Raw genomic sequence first — 19,954 nt, 5'->3', positions numbered from 1 at the left:
GCGGAATAAATAAAAAAGCACAGATGACTATACAATCATCTGTGCTTTTTTATTATTTTTTAAAAATACCAAAAGGCTTTCCTACTGGTAAAACAACTTTTCCGAAGTGTGTATTTAACACTGCTGCAGCTGAACCGTAGAAAGATAATAATGAAATAAGAAGTTCAGAATATGCTGCTAAATTATGCATTGCATGCGGCATAACACCTAAAGTACTTAATGAAAGACCGATAAATAAGAAATCAATAAGGACGAAAATCATAAATAATACTTTATGTGTTTCCATTGCACCAATTGTCATAAAGATTGTGAAAATCAAATATCCGATAAAGGCTACACCAAGCTGTTTTGAATCTGCAGCTTGTGCTAATTTTTCGCCAAATACTCCAAGTTGAATTAACCAAGTCATTCCAACACCTAGCCAAAATAGACCGTACGCACCGAATGCTGTTGTACCGAATGTATTGTTATGCTTTGCATCATGAATGCAAGCAAAGATTTGTGCAAATCCTCCTAAAAAGATTGCCCACGGTAATACAAGTGAAACGCCATCTGTTAAGCCTAACTTTTGAGATGATGCTACAAGTGTTACCATCGCTAATCCAAATAGACCAATTCCAGATGGATCCGCTGTTGTCATTTTCACATGATGTGTAGTAGTTTGATTGCTCATATAAACCTCCTGATTATAAACATACTCGAATACAATACTTAAATCAGAAGACTATGTCAATGGTTTTTTTTGTATGTTGTCAGACGTTATATTTTATAATGATTAAATATATTTCTGACCACTTCATAAGGTTTTATATTCACTTTTCCAACTCGTTTATCGGTAGCCATAACGGAATATAATTTCCCCTACCTTCCAGCTGAAATTCCTCAGCTGTTCCGCTTCCGAACACTCCGCCTGTAATATAGGCAGCATAATAATATTCATTTCCTTTATATTTTACCTTTGCAATAAGGTGCTCCACTTGTATATGTACCCCTAATTCTTCGTATACCTCTCTTTTCGTTGCCTCTTCAGGCGTTTCACCTTCCTCAATCCCTCCGCCAGGAAAAACATAATATCTTTCCTCTTCTCGAATACGTTTTATAAGAGCGATTTTTCCTTCCTGTACAATGATAGCGGCTCCGCGATTTCTTATCATTTTATTACCTCAATACGAATCGCAACTGTTCCCCACTCTTTTTCTTGTTCTTTCGTATATATTTTGTATGTACTTTCTAACATTTCCTCTAAACTATCATTTTCACAATCCAATAATTTTTTATCGATTTGTTCATATATAGCTTTAAAGCTCTCGTATCGCTTTATTTCCGTTACTTTTACCGTCATCATTTCTGTTGTCTTAAGATTCGTAAATACGATTTCATCGTCTTTGTTTATTAGTTGACGTTTTTTATCGTATAGGCGTACTTCATATACTTTTTTCCCTGATCGAATTGACTGAAACGGTTTATTATATAAACCCATTTCGTATCGCATACATCCCACTCCCTTTTGTTCATTTCACCTATTAATACAGTTCACATTACTACATCTTGCATATAATATTCCATACGTATCACTTAATTGAGAAAGGAGGCTGAAGAAGCATGTTATATTTAAATCAAAAACCTGAATATAATAAATATGATATTGGTGATTATACTTATAGTAAAGTAGGGCCAACCATTTTTTCTTGGAACGATGAAACAAAATTGAAAATAGGTAAGTTTTGTTCATTAGCAGAAGAAGTCGTTTTCATACTTGGCGGTGAACATCGCGCAGACTGGATAACAACTTATCCATTTAATGCACTTTTTGATGAAGGAGCACATATTACTGGTCACCCTTCTTCAAAAGGTGATATCGTAGTTGGCAATGATGTATGGATTGGTTATCAATCCTGCATTTTATCTGGTGTTACAATTGGTAACGGTGCCATTATTGGTGCAAAAAGTGTTGTTACAAAAGACGTCCCTCCATATGCAATTGTGGCTGGTAATCCAGCAAAATTTATTCGATATCGTTTCCCGCAAGAAACAATTGACAAACTAGAGAATCTTGCATGGTGGGACTGGGACATTTCTGTTATAAAAGGAGCTATTCCATTACTACTTTCCGACAAAATCGACGAATTTTTCACCTCGCCCGAAAAAGAATCTACATGATTAATGAAGAAAGAGCATCCTTCTCTTACAGGATGCTCTTTCTTCATTTATTTTTTCTTTATTTGCAAATGATCACACGGAGAACATTGAAAAGGAATTTTCCCTAAGCAATTAAGATTCGTTTCGCAAATTTGTTCAATCGTTGGAACAAATGGAATGACAACTATGTTACTTTCTACTATTTGTGTAACAGGTGGCAATACTGTGCCTACTTGATGTTCAAAACGAATACTCGCTTGATTTATATAATTTCCTGAACCATTTGGCGCGCTCTGTACTGCTACTTGGAACGAAACTGTCCTTGCTTCACCAGGATTTAAACTTCCGATAAGAAATCCTACTGCCGGGCTTACATTCGGCACTGGCGTATTATCAACCGTTACACTTCCAGGAACAAATCGAACACTACTATCTAACATATCTTGAAAACGAATATTTTGCATTACAGTATCACCCGTATTTGTGATGACTGTCGTAAACGTAATGACATCTCCAATTGTTGCTACCTGTAAATCTGCCGTTTTTACGACTGTCGTTGAGACATTTTGAGGAATAAACGGGATAACAACTGTATTACTATCACCTTCAACTACTACTGGCGGCTCATTCGGATTTACAGTTGCAAGCCCATTCGCTGTAGCAGTATTTGTAACTAAATTATTTACTTGCCCTCCTATTATTACAACTTGGAAATTAATAATTGCTGCATCATTTGGCTGAAAATCACCTAACGGAATACCAGTATTCGGATTAGCAAATGGAAGAGGTACATCATTTACCGTTACCGTACCATTTATAAATAGCGTATTCGGATCAATGATATCTGTTAACACAATATTGGTCACAGGAACTGTACTATCATTTATAACAGCGATTCCGTAAGTGACAACATCCCCTATCATTGCTACTTCAAAGTTTGCTCCTTTTGCAACAAATAAGATTGCAGTATTTACCGTCACTATAACTGTATTGCTTGTATCCATCACTGTAACTGGCGGCTCCCCTGGTACTAAAATATATTCTGCTAACGCCCCAGCAACGTTCACTACTGTACCACCATCCGGAAAACTTGTAATCGTAGCTTCATATGTTACAAGTGACGTCTCACCAACTGGTATGTCAGGTATCGTAAATCCAATCTGCGGATTTAACCCCGGTTGCGGAACCCCATTTATCGTTACACTATTTGGAACGAAATCAGCTTCCTGAGATAGCACATCGATAAATTGAACATTCATTGCATCAGCAGTACCAGTATTTAATATACGAACAGTATACGTTACCGTTTCTCCTACACCAACAACTGAATGGTCTACTTCTTTTAGCATATCTAAGCTACCTCTATTTACCGGCGTAACCGTCGTATTACTTGAATTTGTAATTGTAGACGGAGGTTCTCCTGGAATCAATTCGAAATCACCCGTTACTCTTGCTGTATTCATAATGCTACTAGAAGGCGGAACTGCGATTACATTTACTTCAAATGTAATTAATACACTATCCCCTACTGCAAGATCAGGCAATGCAAAGCCTACAAATGGATCTAAACCTACTTGCGGAATCCCATTTATTTGTACACTTCCAGGAACGAATTCTAAACTAGGTGATGGAACATCGATAAACTGAACATTCGTTGCTGTTACCGTTCCCGTATTTGTAACTTGCACACTATACGTTAACGTATCTCCTAATCGTGTCGCTTCTTTATTTACAGATTTTATAACGCTGAATCGTCCTCTATTCACTCTAGTTATCGTCGTATTACTCGGCTCTGTTACTACAACTGGTGGTTCTCCTGGCACTAAAGTAAAGCTTCCTGTTATATTTGCAACGTTCGTAATTGTTCCTGATGACGGGATGTTTGTAACTGTCGCTTGAAACGTCACTATAACTGTTTCACCAACTGGGATATCTCCAACTCCAAATCCAGTAATCGGATTTAAGTTTGGTTGCGGGGCTCCATTTATCGTTACACTATTTGGTACAAATGACGCTCCTGCTGAAATGGTATCAACAAACTGAACAGCATTAGCTGTTACTGTTCCTGTATTTGTTATTTGAACCGTATACGTTAATATATCTCCAACGAGAGTAGCAACCCTATTTACTTGTTTAATAACATTAAATTGCCCTCTATTTACAGTTGTAAGTGTTGTATTGCTCGGCTCTGTTACTATAACTGGTGGTTCTCCTGGTACTAATACAAAACTTCCAGTTACATTTGCCGTATTGGCAATTGTTCCGTTTGATGGCGCACTAACAACGGTTACTTGGAAGATGACTTCTACACTTTCACCTGGATTTATATCTGGAAGCGGGAATCCGTTATTCGGATTGAATCCAGGTTGTAACACACCATCTATCGTTACACTGTTCGGCACGAATGCTATAGAGGAAGGTAATACATCACTATATTGAACATTCGTTGCTGGCACTGTTCCTGTATTTTGAACTACTGTTGTATATGTGATTGTATCGCCTACTGCAACAACCGGCTGACTCACTGATTTTAAAACATTCAAACCAGGCTCATTGATTTCTGTTAATGTCGTATTACTTGTCGTTGTTTCCGTAATAGGCGGTTCTGTTTCACTTACAGCAAATGTAGCTGTAACGTCTACAAAATTAACAATCGTTCCACCTTCTGGTATGCTTGTAACCACTTCCTGATATGTGACAAGTACAAAATCATCGACAGGTATATCTGGAACTGTAAAACCAATGAAAGGATCTAATCCTGGTGCTGGTACCCCGTTTATGCTCACACTTCCTGGTACAAATGCTACACCCGCGGAAGTAGTATCGATAAATTGAACATTCGTCGCTGGCACTGTTCCGAAATTAAAAATCAATACATCATACGTTAATATTTCTCCTACCGTCGCTACTTCTTTATCTACTAGTTTCAATGGAAAAATAAACGCTATATTAATTGTCGTAACGACTAAATTTGTTAATATCGTTTCCGTAATCGGTGGTTCCTGCGGATTTGGTTGTGAAGTAAATGTAACATCTGCATCATTTAATATGACTTCATTATCTGGAATTTCTGTAATCGTCACTTGGAATGTGACCTCAATACTTCCACCAGCGATTAATAATGGAGTAACTGTAAATCCTATTTCTGGATTTAAACCAAGTTGCTGCACTCCACCTATCGTTACACTATTGTCAACAAACGTCGTTCCTTCTGGTATGACATCTTGGAAGAACACATCTGTAACAGGGATAATTCCTACGTTTGAAATGAGCACAGTATACGTTAATACATCCCCAACGGCCCCAGTTGCAACATCAACTGTTTTTGTTGCAGTTACTTCACCAGGAGGAGGTAACGGTATTGTAACTACCGTTGTATTACTTGAATTCGTTGTTGTTACAGGTGGCTGTAAAGGATTTAATAAGAAAGTGGCTGTAGCAGATGCTGTATTTAATACTGCTCCACGTGTAGACGGTGCAACTACCGTAACTTGGAACGTTACTGTCAATGATGTTCCAGCTGCAATATTAGGAAGCGGGAAACCAACATTTGGGTCAAATCCAGGTTGTGGCGTTCCATTTATCGTTACACTATTTGCTACAAAAGTTGTTTCTAAAGCAATTGGATCAAGGAAAGAGACATTCGTTGCTGTTACTGTACCGTTATTTCGAATAACAACAGAATACGTGTAAGTTTCTCCAAGTGCTGCTTGTTGTACAGATGAAGATTTTTGTATATTTAACTGTGCTGTGTTTACTTGCGTCACTACAAAATTACTATTTGTAACAGTCGTTATTGGAGGGTTTGCTGGATTTATAAGAAAACTTGCAGTAACGTTCGATTGGTTTCTTATATTTCCACCGCTCGGAACACTCGTCACTGTAACTTGAAACGTAATCGTAGCCGTTTGCCCGACCGGAATATTTGGTACCGGGAAACCTAGCATAGGATCCGCGCCTTGCTGTACGACTCCATTTATCGTCACACTATTTGCTACAAAGGCAGTACCAGACGGAATTGGATCTTGAAAAACAATATTCGTTGCAGGAACAGTTCCTGTATTTTGAATAAGAATCGTATACGTTAACGTATCTCCTACACCGGCTTGTAGTGTATTTACACTCTTCATTACATTAAGTGATCCTACATTCACTCGCGTCACAACAATATTACTAATCGTTACAATTGTAATTGGTGGCTGGAGAGGACTTACTTGGAAATCAGCAGTGACATTCGCATTATTCGGAAGAACTCTATTTGGTGGTACACTCGTGATTGTCACTTGAAAAGTGACCGTCACCATTCCTCCTACTGGAATATTAGCAAGTGGAAATCCAGTTGTCGGGTTTAAACCTGGTTGAGGCGTCCCGTTTATTGTTACACTATTCGCTACAAAAGTGGTTCCAACTGGAATCGGATCAAGGAATGATACATTTGTCGCTGTCACCGTTCCACTATTTTGTATACGAACTGTATACGTTAACGTATCTCCTACACCGGCTTCAGTAGCACTTACACTTTTCATTACATTTAACCCTGAAGAATTCACGATCGTCATAACAGTATTACTTGGTACTGTTACAGTAATCGGCGGCTCTGTTGGATTTACAAGGAAATCTCCAGTTACATTCGCATTATTTACAACATTATTCCCTTGGGGAATTTCATCAATTAATACTTCAAATGTAACAATAACACTGGCGCCAGTAGGCAAATTATTTAATGGGAATCCAAGTTCTGGATCTGCCCCTTCTTGTAAAACACCATTCACAACTACACTATTTTCAATAAATAATGTCCCTTGGGGAATTGAATCTTGGAAAAATACATTCGTAGCTGGTACACTACCTGCATTTATGACTTCTATTGTATATACTAAAATATCCCCTACTGTTGCAACATCCGTATTGACTGCTTTCACAACTTCAAAGTTTCCTGATTGTACTGTCGTATTCACAACATTACTCGGTACATTGATTGTTACTGGTGGTTCATTCGGATTCACTTGAAAGCTTGCTGTTACATTTGCTTGATTTAAAATATCTTCATTTTCTGGATTCTGTACAATTACTACGTCAAATGTGACTACAACCGTTTGAGCCGCAGGAATATTCGGAAGAGAGAATCCTGTATTCGGATTTAGTCCACTTTGCTGTACTCCATTAATTGTTACAGAATTTGCAACAAATGAAACAGCAGAAGAAATAGGGTCTTGGAAAAATACATTTGTTAACGGAACATTCCCTGTATTTTGAACGGCAATTGTGTATGTTAAAGTGTCTCCTACTGCCGCTTGCGTTGTATTCACTTCTTTTATTACATTTAAACCGCCTGTATTAACTTGTGTCACAACTGTATTCGTTTGTCTATTAATCGTTATTGGTGGCTGATTTGGAATAACGACGAAATTAGCAGTTACATTTCCGCGATTCGCAATTGTGCCTCCTGATGGCGTTGATGTCACTCGTACTTGAAAAGTCACTGTCCTACTTCCGCCGGGAGATATATTTGCTACTGTAAACCCAGTCGCTGGATTTACCCCAGGTTGTGAAACCCCATCCACAGTCACACTATTTGCTATAAATGTCGTTCCAATTGGTATTGGATCTTGAAAAATAACGTTCGTTGCAAGTACATTTCCTGTATTTTGAATTGTTACCGTGTACGTAAGAACATCGTTAACCGTTGCAAAAGCTCTATCCACTGTTTTTCTCGTTGTTATATCAGCTATATTAATTGTCGTAACTACAGTATTACTTGTCGCTTGCCCTGAAACTGGTTGTTGACCAGGCACTGGAGTAAAGGTAAATGTTGCACTTGCACGGTTTGGAATTGGATTGACAAGAGGGTTCGATGTTACTCGAACTTGAAAGCGCACTACAGTCGTTTGCGAAGCATTAATACTTCCTAGATTAATACTACTTGCTGGATTCGCTCCTGGACGCGCTACTCCATTTACCGTAACGCTATTTGCGACAAATGTTGTTCCAGCAGGGATACTATCAACAAAAATAACATTGCTCGCAGTGACATTTCCATTATTTGTGATATTAACTGTGTACGTTAATACATCATTAAGCGTTGCCGTCTGTAAATCTACAGATTTCTGCATACTTATAGTTGCTTGATTCACTGTCGTTTGTACTGTGTTTGAAGAAGACGTACTTGTAATAGGAGGACTACCAACGAAAGGACGAAATTGATATGACACCATTGCACGATTTAAAATAGGATTGGGATTCGGGAATGATATTATTCGAACTTGAAATGTAACAATTCTTTGCGTGTTATTTGGGATTGTACCTAAATTAATTCCATTAGAAGGGTTTGCATTCGGCTGTGTTACTCCCCCTACCGTAACACTACCTGCAACAAACGTCGTTCCGTTCGGAATACTATCACGTAATACAACGTTTTCTGCACTTCCTGTTCCTGTATTTGGGACCGTAATCGTATAAGTGAGAATATCCCCTACCCCTGCGACTGTTCTATTAACTGATTTAACAGGATTAATAATTGGACCTGTTGCATCAATTTGAACACCAAAACCAGCTGCTGCGTATCCATCTCCATTTGTAACAAATCGAACCGTTGCTGATGTTTGACTGTTTACTAAAGATGAGGAGGCATCTACATTCGTAATATCCCACCCTTGTCTTCGGACGGCCAAAGCTACCCCTAACGGCTGATTCAAATCTCCAAACGTGCCGCTCGTATCTAAATTTCCACTATCATTACAAATTTGTGACTGAAAGAAATTATTCGCAGGATTTCTCGGTCCGAATAATGCAACTGTAGCATTTGCATTCGGCCCAAAGCGAAGTTGATCTCCAACAATGTTAGAATCACCTTCTTGAGCAGTTACGAGCACTCTTCCTGTAACAGCTCCTGTTGCCGGCGTAGCAAAACCTGAAATTGTAGCATCAACTGGCGGGGATGAAGCATCGATAATTTCTTGACCTGCATATACTGACAAATTTCGAAGTGGTAAACTTGCATTTTGATACACAACCTCAAGCGTCCATCCAGCTGAACGACTGATTGTCGGGTCGGCTGAAGTTCTTGCAGCTGGCACAGCACCCGTTGTATATGTGCCTGCTCCACCTGCACTAACAAGATTTGTTACATTGGCAGAGCGAGCATAATAAAACTGATTTCCTACTGAACCTTGCTGCGCGGTAGCAGGATCTGGCGTAACAGAAAACGTCCCTGCTGGCGTTGTAAATGTAATGTTATCATTTAAAAATGGTAACACATCTTCCGTATCAGTCCGGAAAGTACCAGCCCAAACTAATTCTGCATATAATACACTGCTTCCCGCTGGAAGATTTAAAATTGCACTTGAAGAATTCAATTGCCATTCATCTGTTGTCCCTGCTGGGAACCCTGGTACTTGCAATGCTGTATTTACTGTCGTAAACACAGCAAGTGTACCAAAAATATTACCTGGTGCAGGTGATGTAGGGCTAAGTCCCAGCGTATTCCCAGTAAACGTGACGGCACCAGGTACTGTTGTCGTAAACCTATTTATAAAAGGCACACAATCATCTCATTTCAATTATAGTAAAAAGTGCTCTATACTATAAAATGTAGACAAACTATACAATGTACGTTGTCCAACAAAATTCCGCACATATGAGAGGGGTTTATAAAACTATGCGCTACGTTATCATAACAGGAACTTCACAAGGTTTAGGTGAGGCAATCGCTACGCAATTATTAGAAAAAAATACAACTGTCATCTCTATTTCTAGAAGAGAAAATCAAGAGCTTACAAAACTTGCAGAGCAATATAACAGCAATTGCATTTTTCATTCCCTAGATCTTCAAGATGTACATAACTTAGAAACTAACTTTAAAGAGATCATTTCATCTATTAAAAAAGACAATGTATCCTCTATTCATTTAATTAATAATGCGGGTACAGTTGCACCTATGAAGCCAATTGAAAAAGCTGAAAGTGAACAATTCATTACGAACGTTCACATTAATTTACTTGCACCTATGATTCTTACATCTACATTTATGAAACATACGAAAGACTGGAAAGTAGATAAACGCGTTATTAACATTTCATCTGGTGCAGGAAAAAACCCTTACTTTGGCTGGGGCGCTTATTGTACAACGAAAGCTGGTGTAAATATGTTTACACAGTGCGTAGCAACTGAAGAAGCGGAAAAAGAATATCCAGTAAAAATCGTCGCTTTTGCACCTGGCGTTGTTGATACAAATATGCAATCACAAATTCGCGAAACAAATAAAGAAGATTTCATAAATTTGGACCGCTTCATTGCATTAAAAGAAGAAGGAAAACTATTATCACCTGAATATGTTGCGAAAGCTATTCGTAACTTACTAGAAACTGAGGACTTCCCTCAAGGCGAGGTTATTAGAATCGATGAATAACAAAAAGGCGTGCTAAAATAGCACGCCTTTTTGTTCTACTTCTCTAAAAATATAAGCACAGACTCCGCAATTTGCTCATAACCAATTTCTTGATAAATTTTATTCGATGTCGGATTCGCTAAATCAGTATATAACGTAGTCGTCTTGTACCCTTCATCTAACATATGTTGACTAAGTGCCGCTACACACTTAGATGCGTATCCCTTTTTCCTTGCTTCTTTCGGCGTATATACAAAATTAACTGTTATATTATTTTTAGTTGGTCTCGTTTTTGCAGCTACAGAAACGAGTTTCCCATCCACTTCCAAACCAAACAGTCGATTTGTAGTTATTAATGTATATGCAGTTTGTTTTGCTTCTTCTTTCGTAGTAGGAAGCTTTACATCTTCACAAAATTGATATATCCACTGTTCTATTAATGGTAATTCATCATTATTTACCGCTCGAAAAAGTCCATTCGCATTACACTTCTTCTTTACTCTGTTCAACTCATACACACCTTGCTCCATTGCAACATTCATTTTCTTATTTTCTAATACCGCAATCTCTTCCGCTAATTTCTGTACAATTTTCTTATTACCGATCAATCCAGGAATATCCGGATATACTTTCGTTAACTCTTTTGCAAGTTCCTCAATAGCTACTCCCGAAATTTCAGAAGTTGCAACAATGATTTGTTTCTTCTCTTCTGTTTGCAGAAATACAACCGCAATGTCTTCTCCTTGTTTCGCTATCCCCATAAATATCGGTTCTTGAACCATTTGTAATACACCTAATATGAGATTGTTTTCCTGCTCATTCTTTTCTAGAAATGGTGTAACATCTTCTTTAAAATGAAAAATCTCTTCATATACATGTAATTGAATCATCGACAATCTCTTCTCTCTATTTATATTTTAATTAAGTATTGGCGATTAATTCATTAAATCCCTCTTTTACGATTCAATAATATTCAAAGCTAATGTATTCAAGGCATTTTCAGCTTGTAAAATTCTCTGTTTTTCCTTTTCAAATACATCTTCTTCTTTTCGAAAGGACTCTTTTCGATTTTTAATCATACGCTTCATTTCTTTTTTACTCGGTCCACCGTATACATTTCTTTTTTGAATAAAAGCTTCTGGCGATATAATTTCTTTCCACTCTTTTTCTAATAAATTTATTTTAAAATGTTCTTGCAAATACATATTTACATCTTTGAAGTGTAATTCATGTAGTTCTTTTTTCTGCTCCAATGACATATTTGCAATAGCACTTGCTGCATGATGAGCATGCCGAAATGGAATTTCATAATTTTTCGTTAAAACATCAGCGAAATCCGTTATCGTTATTGCATGTTTATAGGAACGACTTTTTAACGTTTCTTCTTCTACTTTCATCGTTAGGATCACTGCATTCATCATACAAAAAACACGAATCGCCTTTTCAATCCCTTTATATAAATATGGCTGCAAGTCATCTTCCGTATCGACAATATCACCAAATGGTGTATTATGAATCATTTGAAATACTGTAAATGCTTCTCCTAAAGCACTACTCGTAATTGCACGAGCGTGTTCAATTGAAACCGGATTTCGTTTTTGCGGCATAATACTACTAATTTGTACATATGGCTTTGCAACAGTAATACCGTCATATTCTTTCGTTGCTAACAACAAAAAGTCATGAATCCATCTACTCGTATTCGTCATCATTACCATAAGTAGCGAGCTAACTTCTAATAAATAATCCGCTCCGGCAACAGCATCATATGAGTTCTCAATTACAGTTGTAAATCCAAGTAGATGAGCAACTCGTTCTCGTTTAATCGGGAAACTTGTTGTAGAGAGTGCAGCCGCCCCCATTGGAGACTGATTTAAAAGCTGGTACGTTTTTTTCATTCGTTCTAAATCTCTTTGCATCGTATCATAAATTGCTAACGTATAATGACCAAATGTTGTTGGCTGTGCCGGTTGTGTATGTGTATAAGCTGGCATGATCGTTTCCTTATGATCATCAGCAAGTTGCAGTACACTTTCTTGCAATAGCAAATAATGTTCCATTAATCGTAATATATACCGCCTTAAACTCATGCGATACATCGTTACACCCATATCATTTCTACTTCTACCAATATGCATATTACTTACAAAATCGCATTTCGCTTCTTGAGAAATTAAATGTTCGATTAAAAAAAAGAGGTCTTCATGCTGCTCTGTATATACCAATTTATCTTTTGGTATTCGCTCTACTTTTCTAAGTGCGTTTAATATAACTTTAGCTTCTTCTATTTTTATTAAACTTTCTTCAGTCAGCATCGTAATATGTGCTTTATGCACTTGAAACATATCTTTCAATAAGTAATTTCGTTGAAAATCAAATACATGTTGCAATACACAATCCACATATGTTTTTCCAGGGAAATCAGCGCCTTCACTCTTTATAAACTCTTCCTTACTCTGTTTCATCACCTTTTCCCCTCTCACCTAAGTATTACTACCCATCATACCCATTGATAGAAAAAAAGTGCCTGTACATCAAAATAAACTCGGTGCTCTCTGCACCGAGTTTATTTAATAAAAGTCGCATCATACTTATCACTTTGCAACACTTGGAAATGTAAGTTTGCTAAATGTTTCCGTATTTCTGCACTATCGTCTTCATTTAAATTATTCGCCAAAAACACAATCTCCGTACAGTTTCCACGTTTATCCATAGCGTAAACTGCTTTTGTAACCGTCCATGGTGTATAACCATTCTTTTGCCCAGCATGTCTAAATGTTTTACGGTATTTCTTGGCACTCATGTCTGTTTCAACGATATTTGCCCACACTTTTTCTTCAGCTTCTGTCAAGCCACCTTTATGGTTTGCCTTTTGAAGTAATACCATATAATCATTTGCAGAAGCTGCTGGTAATCTATCTGACCAAATTTTGTCGTAACGTTCCTCTAAATAAAGCGGAATTTCCTTCTGTAATAATGGTCCCTTCTTCTTTAAGCGTTCATGAATAATCATCGCATATTCACGATATTGCTCTTGAGACATTTCTTTTAACTTTTTCTCTATTTTATATTTTGGAACATGTAATTCTTTATGCAAATATCCCGGGATATACAAAGATGAAACGATTGGAAATAGTGGTTGATGTGCAGGAAGTGATAAACTTTGTAAATTTCGATTGATGTTATCTAATCCTAACAATTCCATTAAGTATTCAGCATTTGCATTCGAACTAAACTTAACCATTCCTTTTGCCACTTCTTCTAAAGAAACCGCTCCTTCAGTTATCTTGCCCGTTTTCTCCAAATACTTTTGCCATCTATCTTGTGCACCACCATCTGTATTCGGCACATAATAGCGATTCACATCATTAATCGACACGAAACTAGAAGAATCAATTTTCCCTTCAGTAACTTGTTTCGTATATTCAAGCGCCACAATTAATTTCATCGTACTAGCAACTGGCAATACAACATTTGGGTTTACAGAATAAACAACTTTATCATTTCTCTTTACTAGAAGCGCACTATTTTTTTCATCTTTATGTTCTTCAATAAAAGATGCAATATACTGTGCATCATCATTATTTGAACTCCACACTTTTTTCACTAAAAAGTTACCCGATATTAGCAAAACAAAAATACCCACAATTACTGCGCATACTATAGTTTTTTTCAAGTAAAATTCCTCTCCTATTGTGTAACTCTTCTCTATTTATCATTTAAAAACAAAATAATGGAGATGGTCATTTACATAACCATCTCCATTATTTTAACTTGTATGCTCCTATTATGTCTACGTCATAAATTTCACAAAATCCTCAAGAAACTTTTTATAATGTAACGACCAACCAATTCGCACCCAATTTTTTAATGCTTTTGCATCAGGTTGAGGCCGAAAATCAGCAATACTCTCTCCTTTTGCAATTCCAGCTGTATCTACATCGACACGACGATATACATAATCTAAAAGGGATGGATTTGCCGCAACCATCATTGTAACGACGTCATGTACTGGACTTCCTTTTATTTTCGGATTTAACTTTCTATAAGCTTTATAATAGTACGTAAATATCGGCTCGATTAACTTATTAAAACTCGTTTTAGAGTGTTTCGTAATATATTTTACCATTTCCGGTGTAATAATTGCTTCAGATGTAACGTTAAGTGGCACTAATGTCACATTTTTGGCATTTTGCATAACTAATTGTGACGCAATGGGATCACCATGAAAATTCGCCTCTGCGACTGGTGTTACATTGCCAGGCATTAAGAAAGCACCGCCCATTATATAATATTCTTTCACATACTTCATCATCGGCTTTTCTAAAATAAATGCTGTCGCTAATGTTGTTGATCTACCAGCATCGACTATTATTAATTCTCCTTTATATTTTTCAAGAAGATCAAAAAATGTACAAAAAGGCTTTATATTTGGTGAAAAAGTTTTTGGAGGTTTAATTGGCCCTAAACCGTCTGTCCCATGAATTTCTGGATAATACGTCGTAATATCTCCGGATAAAGGAATTTTCGCACCATTAATAACAGGTATATCTTCCCGTCCTGCCATTTGCAATAAATATGCGGCATTACTTGTCGCCTTTTCTTGTGTTACATTTCCATATCCCGTTACTACACCAACAATATCAATATCAGGATGCAACAATCCATACATAATTGCTAAAGAGTCATCAATTCCTGGGTCTCCTAAAAATAACACTTTTTTCATCGACCTCAACTCCATCCCCTCAGTTGTTATTAATTTATGAATAACCGTGGATATACAGAATAAAAAAAGAACAAATTCATACGAAAAAACGCAGTCTTATAAGGACTACGTTCTTCAGCTAACCTATACTGTTTTTTTTACAGCACTCATACTTCCAATAACATAAGCGATAAACGCAAAACAAATCGGGAAGACAACTGTATGTATACCGAACGGATTTGGATAGAAAAGATGAATACACATATATGAGCCTACCCCAACTAAAATAGACGCAAGCGCTCCTGTAGCATTTCCTTTCCTCCAATATAACCCTAATACGATTGGCCAAATGAATGCTGCTTCTAATCCACCGAAAGAAAATAAATTTAGCCATATTAAAAAATCTGGTGGTTTAATCGCCGCTGCATAAACGAGTAGTCCTACAATACCAGTAATCCACAAACTTCCTTTTTTTATCGTACTGTCTGCTGCATCTTTATTTATGTAATTTACATATATATCTTTAATAATTGACGAGCTTACAAGTAATAATAAAGAGTTTACTGTAGACATAATCGCTGCCATCGGTGCAGCTAAGAAAACTCCAGCTAACCAAGGAGGTAACACTTCCATCGCAAGTAGCGGCATTACTTTATCTGGTACCGTTATACCTGGAAGTACTACTCTTGCAAATACACCAGTTAAATGCATACCGATCATAATTGTGCCAACGACAACGGTTCCAATTATTAAAGCTTGATGCATCGCTTTTGAATTTTTATAAGACATGGCACGCACGCTAATTTGCGGTAAGCCGACAACGCCAATTCCAATTAAAATCCAAAATGATGTAACATATGATTTCGTTAAACTGCCATCTGCTCCGAATGGTGTAATTAACTTTGGATTAATTTGAACAAGTTCCTGCATAATCTTTTCAATTCCACCACCAGCAATGACAGTAGCAATTAAAATGATTGTCGTTCCAACTAACATAATGATTCCTAATAATGTATCTGATAGAGCAACTGCACGAAATCCACCAATTAATACGTACACAAGTACAGAAAAAGTAAATAAAAATAGTGCTGTTGTATACGATAGACCAGTTAGTGACTCGATTAATCGTCCACCACCGACCCACTGGGCTACTGTCGCTGAAAATAAAAAGATAATAATACATAACGCAGAAAGTATAACAACTGCTTTATTATTGTATCTCCCTTTTAAATAATCGATAAGAGTAATTGCTTCCATCTTCCTAGCGATAATTGCAAACTTTTTACCGATAACCGTTAAAACGATATAGCCTGTTACAACTTGAATCGCAGATAACAGTACCCATCCAAGACCCATATTGTAAGCAATACCAGGGCCACCAATAAAGCTACTTGCACTACCGTACGTAGCAATCATTGTCATCGCTAATAATAAACCGCCTAGCTCACGCCCACCAAGAAAATATTCTTGTAAAAATTTATTATGAGCAGTTGCTTGCACACGTCTTGAAGCATATACACCAATTAAAAATACAACGATAAACGAAATTATCATTGGAATGATTACATACCAATTCATCTATTATTCCTCACTTTTTTCTTCCTCATCGAGTGAAATATCTTGAAATACAAAACGAACAACTAAACTAAGTAAAATAACCATAACGATAAATCCAACGATACAGCTATAAAAAAACCATGCGGGAAAACCTAATACATATGTATATTCATTCGGATTTTTACTACCAAGCCCATAAGCAAATCCGTACCAAATTATAAAATTAATAATAGCAAGTCCAAGACCAATTAACGCTTCTCTATGGGCTATTCGAAAGCGTGGATCATCATGATAATCTTTCATTTTTACCCCTCCTCTCACGATGTATTATTGTACCATTGTTCTTCTAGTTTTTCCTACTAGAAAGCAAAAACAAGCAGGATTTTTTATAATCATATAGAAGATTCTCTTACATTACATATTTTTTACAATTGTAACACAAATGAAATTTGAATTTTCAGTATTTATTAATTATGATTTTAATTAGAGGCTTTCCATCTAGTTTCCACATCCTTGATTTCGGAATAAGCGCCGTCTCGTACTGCGTTTACATTATATTTTCAAGGGGGTTATACAATGAGTCAACTAGCTGTAAATCTTCATGAAAAGGTAGAGAAATTTCTTCAAGGTACAAAAAAGTTATATGTGAATGGATCTTTCATTGAAAGCGCTTCCGGTAAAACGTTTAAAACACCTAACCCAGCAACTGGTGAAACACTTGCCGTCGTTTCTGAAGCTGGTCGCGAAGATATTCATAAAGCTGTAGTCGCAGCTCGTATGGCTTTTGACGAAGGTCCTTGGTCTCGTATGAGCACCGCTGAGCGAAGCCGTCTCATGTACAAGTTAGCTGATTTAATGGAAGAACATAAAGAAGAGCTTGCACAGCTCGAAACATTAGATAACGGAAAGCCAATCCGTGAAACAATGGCAGCAGACATACCACTTGCAATTGAGCATATGCGCTATTACGCTGGATGGGCTACGAAAATCGTTGGTCAAACAATTCCTGTTTCCGGTGATTACTTTAACTATACACGCCATGAAGCTGTTGGTGTCGTTGGTCAAATTATCCCTTGGAACTTCCCGCTTCTTATGGCAATGTGGAAAATGGGAGCAGCGCTTGCTACAGGATGTACAATCGTTTTAAAACCTGCAGAACAAACTCCACTATCTGCTCTATACTTAGCTGAATTAATTGAAGAAGCTGGATTCCCGAAAGGTGTTATTAATATCGTACCTGGATTCGGTGAATCAGCTGGACAAGCTCTCGTTAATCATCCACTCGTTGATAAAATTGCATTTACCGGTTCTACTCCTGTCGGTAAACAAATTATGCGACAAGCATCCGAAACATTAAAACGCGTTACACTTGAATTAGGCGGTAAATCACCAAATATCATATTGCCAGATGCTGATTTATCTCGCGCGATTCCTGGTGCACTTTCTGGTGTTATGTTTAACCAAGGACAAGTATGCTCTGCTGGATCACGCTTATTTGTTCCGAAGAAAATGTATGATAATGTCATGGCTGATCTCGTCCTCTATTCTAAAAAACTAAATCAAGGTGTCGGTCTTAACCCTGAAACAACAATTGGCCCTCTCGTTTCCGAAGAACAACAAAAACGTGTAATGGGCTACATTGAAAAAGGGATTGAAGAAGGCGCTGAAGTACTTTGCGGAGGAAGTAATCCATTCGATCAAGGCTACTTCGTTTCTCCTACAGTATTCGCTGACGTAAATGATGAAATGACGATCGCAAAAGAAGAAATTTTCGGTCCAGTTATTTCTGCAATACCGTTTAACGATATTGACGAAGTAATTGAACGTGCAAATAAATCACAATTCGGCTTAGCGGCTGGTGTGTGGACAGAAAATGTTAAAACAGCACACTATGTTGCAAGTAAAGTACGTGCAGGTACAGTATGGGTAAACTGCTATAACGTCTTTGATGCAGCATCTCCATTTGGAGGATTTAAACAATCTGGTCTTGGCCGTGAAATGGGATCTTACGCATTAAATAACTATACAGAAGTAAAGAGCGTTTGGCTTAACTTAAATTAATGAGAAAGAACCTGACCTACCTGGTCAGGTTCTTTTCATTATGTATTCCTTTAAACTTGCAGTCCTCCGCTCACATTTAATACTTCACCTGTAATATAAGATGCGTATTCTGATGCTAAAAAGGCTGCTGCGTTCGCAATATCTTCTGGCGTTCCAATTCTACCAACTGGAATAGCGCCAACCATCTTTTCTTTCACTTTATTTGGTATCGTTTTGGTCATATCTGTATCCATAAACCCCGGACAAATCGCATTACAAGTAATACCGAAACTTCCAACTTCTTTCGCTGCTGTTTTCGTTAATCCTACAACTCCTGCCTTTGTAGCCGCATAATTTGCTTGACCTATGTTTCCTTCTCTACTAATTGAAGATATATTAATAATGCGTCCATACCCTTGTTGTCTCATGTAAAGAAGCGCGGGTTGCATACAATAAAAAACTCCAGTTAAATTCACTTGTAATACTTGTTCCCAAGCAGATTTCTCCATTTTATGTAACATTGCGTCTCTTGTAATTCCAGCATTATTCACCAAAATATGTAATGTACCAAATTTTTGAACCGCATATTCAATTAACGACTTTGCTTCATTTTGATTACTCACATCACATCGATATGAGCACACTTCATATCCTTCATCTGATAACTCACGTGTCGTTTTTTGTAGATTCTCTTCATTTACATCGCTAATTAATACTTTCGCCCCTAGTTTTGCATAAACCCTTGCAATCTCTTTTCCAATTCCCTGTGCAGCTCCTGTTACAACAGCTGTTTTCCCATTTAAAAACTCCATTCCTATCCCCCATTTCTATTACTTATACTGTATATTTCGGCTCCTTGCTTTCCAATTCCTCTTTGTATAAAAAAGTCTATTTGTGTCAAACTAACTTTGCAACGTCGCATAAACGCAAGGAGATTGTGTCGAATGAACAAAAAGAATTTCAAACAAAGCAAAGCAACTGATGGCATTGATGTTGAGTTCTCTCGCGAACTCGCTGACCACAATGACTTAGAAGCAAACGCACGTGCAAATGCCGCTGATGCACGTCAAAAGCGCCAATCAACCGAAAAATAAGGTACATCACAACCTTATTCTTTTCAAAAGGGA

14 protein-coding genes and 1 pseudogene are annotated in these 19,954 nt (G+C 37.3%); 4 read left to right on the top strand and 11 right to left on the bottom strand.

The genetic code is table 11. The annotated features are described in order from the left end of the window. Positions 1-52: 52 nt before the first annotated feature. The 3 genes and pseudogenes from ACTFRM_RS07940 to ACTFRM_RS07930 all read right to left on the bottom strand — a co-directional run bounded on the left by ACTFRM_RS07940 (position 53) and on the right by ACTFRM_RS07930 (position 1,492). Entirely contained in the window at positions 53-673 is a 621-nt protein-coding gene (locus ACTFRM_RS07940) for an acetate uptake transporter (RefSeq protein ID WP_000070938.1), read from the bottom strand. A gap of 86 nt (positions 674-759) precedes the next feature. Continuing rightward, positions 760-1,154, bottom strand: a pseudogene (locus tag ACTFRM_RS07935) (NUDIX hydrolase). Continuing rightward, positions 1,151-1,492: an ASCH domain-containing protein gene (locus ACTFRM_RS07930; protein WP_001268367.1), complete on the bottom strand. Its 342-nt coding sequence runs from the start codon at positions 1,490-1,492 to the stop codon at positions 1,151-1,153. The pseudogene ACTFRM_RS07935 and the gene ACTFRM_RS07930 overlap by 4 nt, the downstream one beginning before the upstream one ends. A 110-nt stretch (positions 1,493-1,602) precedes the next feature. Between ACTFRM_RS07930 and ACTFRM_RS07925 the strand changes: the two genes are divergently transcribed. Continuing rightward, positions 1,603-2,160 carry a CatB-related O-acetyltransferase gene (locus tag ACTFRM_RS07925; RefSeq protein ID WP_000966302.1) on the top strand — a complete coding sequence of 186 codons (558 nt, stop codon included), beginning with the start codon at positions 1,603-1,605 and terminating at the stop codon, positions 2,158-2,160. Between the two features lie 47 nt (positions 2,161-2,207). On the opposite strand, the gene ACTFRM_RS07920 is transcribed toward ACTFRM_RS07925, so the two are convergent. Then, positions 2,208-9,680, bottom strand: a complete 7,473-nt coding sequence (locus tag ACTFRM_RS07920; RefSeq protein WP_088322462.1) for a DUF7507 domain-containing protein — start codon at positions 9,678-9,680, stop codon at positions 2,208-2,210. 116 nt (positions 9,681-9,796) lie between these two features. Between ACTFRM_RS07920 and ACTFRM_RS07915 the strand changes: the two genes are divergently transcribed. After that, positions 9,797-10,546: a (S)-benzoin forming benzil reductase gene (locus ACTFRM_RS07915; protein WP_001271069.1), complete on the top strand. Its 750-nt coding sequence runs from the start codon at positions 9,797-9,799 to the stop codon at positions 10,544-10,546. A gap of 35 nt (positions 10,547-10,581) precedes the next feature. On the opposite strand, the gene ACTFRM_RS07910 is transcribed toward ACTFRM_RS07915, so the two are convergent. The 6 genes from ACTFRM_RS07910 to ACTFRM_RS07885 form a co-directional block, all read right to left on the bottom strand. Beyond that, on the bottom strand, positions 10,582-11,415 hold the full coding sequence (locus ACTFRM_RS07910; protein WP_000615372.1) for a GNAT family N-acetyltransferase: 834 nt from the start codon (positions 11,413-11,415) through the stop codon (positions 10,582-10,584). Positions 11,416-11,481: 66 nt separating this feature from the next. Next, the gene (argH, locus tag ACTFRM_RS07905; RefSeq protein WP_025687003.1) at positions 11,482-12,990 is read right to left on the bottom strand and encodes an argininosuccinate lyase; all 1,509 of its coding nucleotides are present in this window, start codon (positions 12,988-12,990) and stop codon (positions 11,482-11,484) included. Between the two features lie 101 nt (positions 12,991-13,091). Beyond that, positions 13,092-14,201: a serine hydrolase gene (locus ACTFRM_RS07900; RefSeq protein ID WP_000751366.1), complete on the bottom strand. Its 1,110-nt coding sequence runs from the start codon at positions 14,199-14,201 to the stop codon at positions 13,092-13,094. A 117-nt stretch (positions 14,202-14,318) separates the two neighbouring features. Further along, positions 14,319-15,251, bottom strand: coding sequence for a nucleoside hydrolase (locus tag ACTFRM_RS07895; RefSeq protein ID WP_000756458.1), 933 nt, complete (start codon positions 15,249-15,251; stop codon positions 14,319-14,321). A 123-nt stretch (positions 15,252-15,374) separates the two neighbouring features. Then, entirely contained in the window at positions 15,375-16,808 is a 1,434-nt protein-coding gene (gene panF, locus ACTFRM_RS07890; RefSeq protein ID WP_001104820.1) for a sodium/pantothenate symporter, read from the bottom strand. Positions 16,809-16,811: 3 nt separating this feature from the next. Continuing rightward, complete coding sequence (locus ACTFRM_RS07885) at positions 16,812-17,090, bottom strand: YhdT family protein (RefSeq protein ID WP_000656239.1); 279 nt, start codon at positions 17,088-17,090, stop codon at positions 16,812-16,814. Between the two features lie 273 nt (positions 17,091-17,363). Here ACTFRM_RS07885 and dhaS point away from each other — a divergent pair, with 273 nt between their 5' ends. Continuing rightward, positions 17,364-18,848: an aldehyde dehydrogenase DhaS gene (dhaS, locus tag ACTFRM_RS07880; RefSeq protein ID WP_000080281.1), complete on the top strand. Its 1,485-nt coding sequence runs from the start codon at positions 17,364-17,366 to the stop codon at positions 18,846-18,848. Positions 18,849-18,898: 50 nt separating this feature from the next. Here dhaS and fabG read toward each other — a convergent pair whose 3' ends face one another. After that, entirely contained in the window at positions 18,899-19,639 is a 741-nt protein-coding gene (fabG, locus tag ACTFRM_RS07875; protein ID WP_088322464.1) for a 3-oxoacyl-ACP reductase FabG, read from the bottom strand. 132 nt (positions 19,640-19,771) lie between these two features. On the opposite strand from fabG, the gene ACTFRM_RS07870 reads away from it, so the two are divergent. Continuing rightward, positions 19,772-19,921, top strand: coding sequence for a YfhD family protein (locus ACTFRM_RS07870; protein WP_001035815.1), 150 nt, complete (start codon positions 19,772-19,774; stop codon positions 19,919-19,921). Positions 19,922-19,954 lie beyond the last annotated feature (33 nt).

Origin of the sequence: Bacillus cereus group sp. MYBK227-1 (assembly GCF_051916325.1) — a bacterium.
Taxonomy (GTDB): domain Bacteria; phylum Bacillota; class Bacilli; order Bacillales; family Bacillaceae_G; genus Bacillus_A; species Bacillus_A cereus.
The sequence above is the reverse complement of the archived record's forward strand: the minus strand, read 5'-3'. Positions and strand labels throughout refer to the sequence as shown.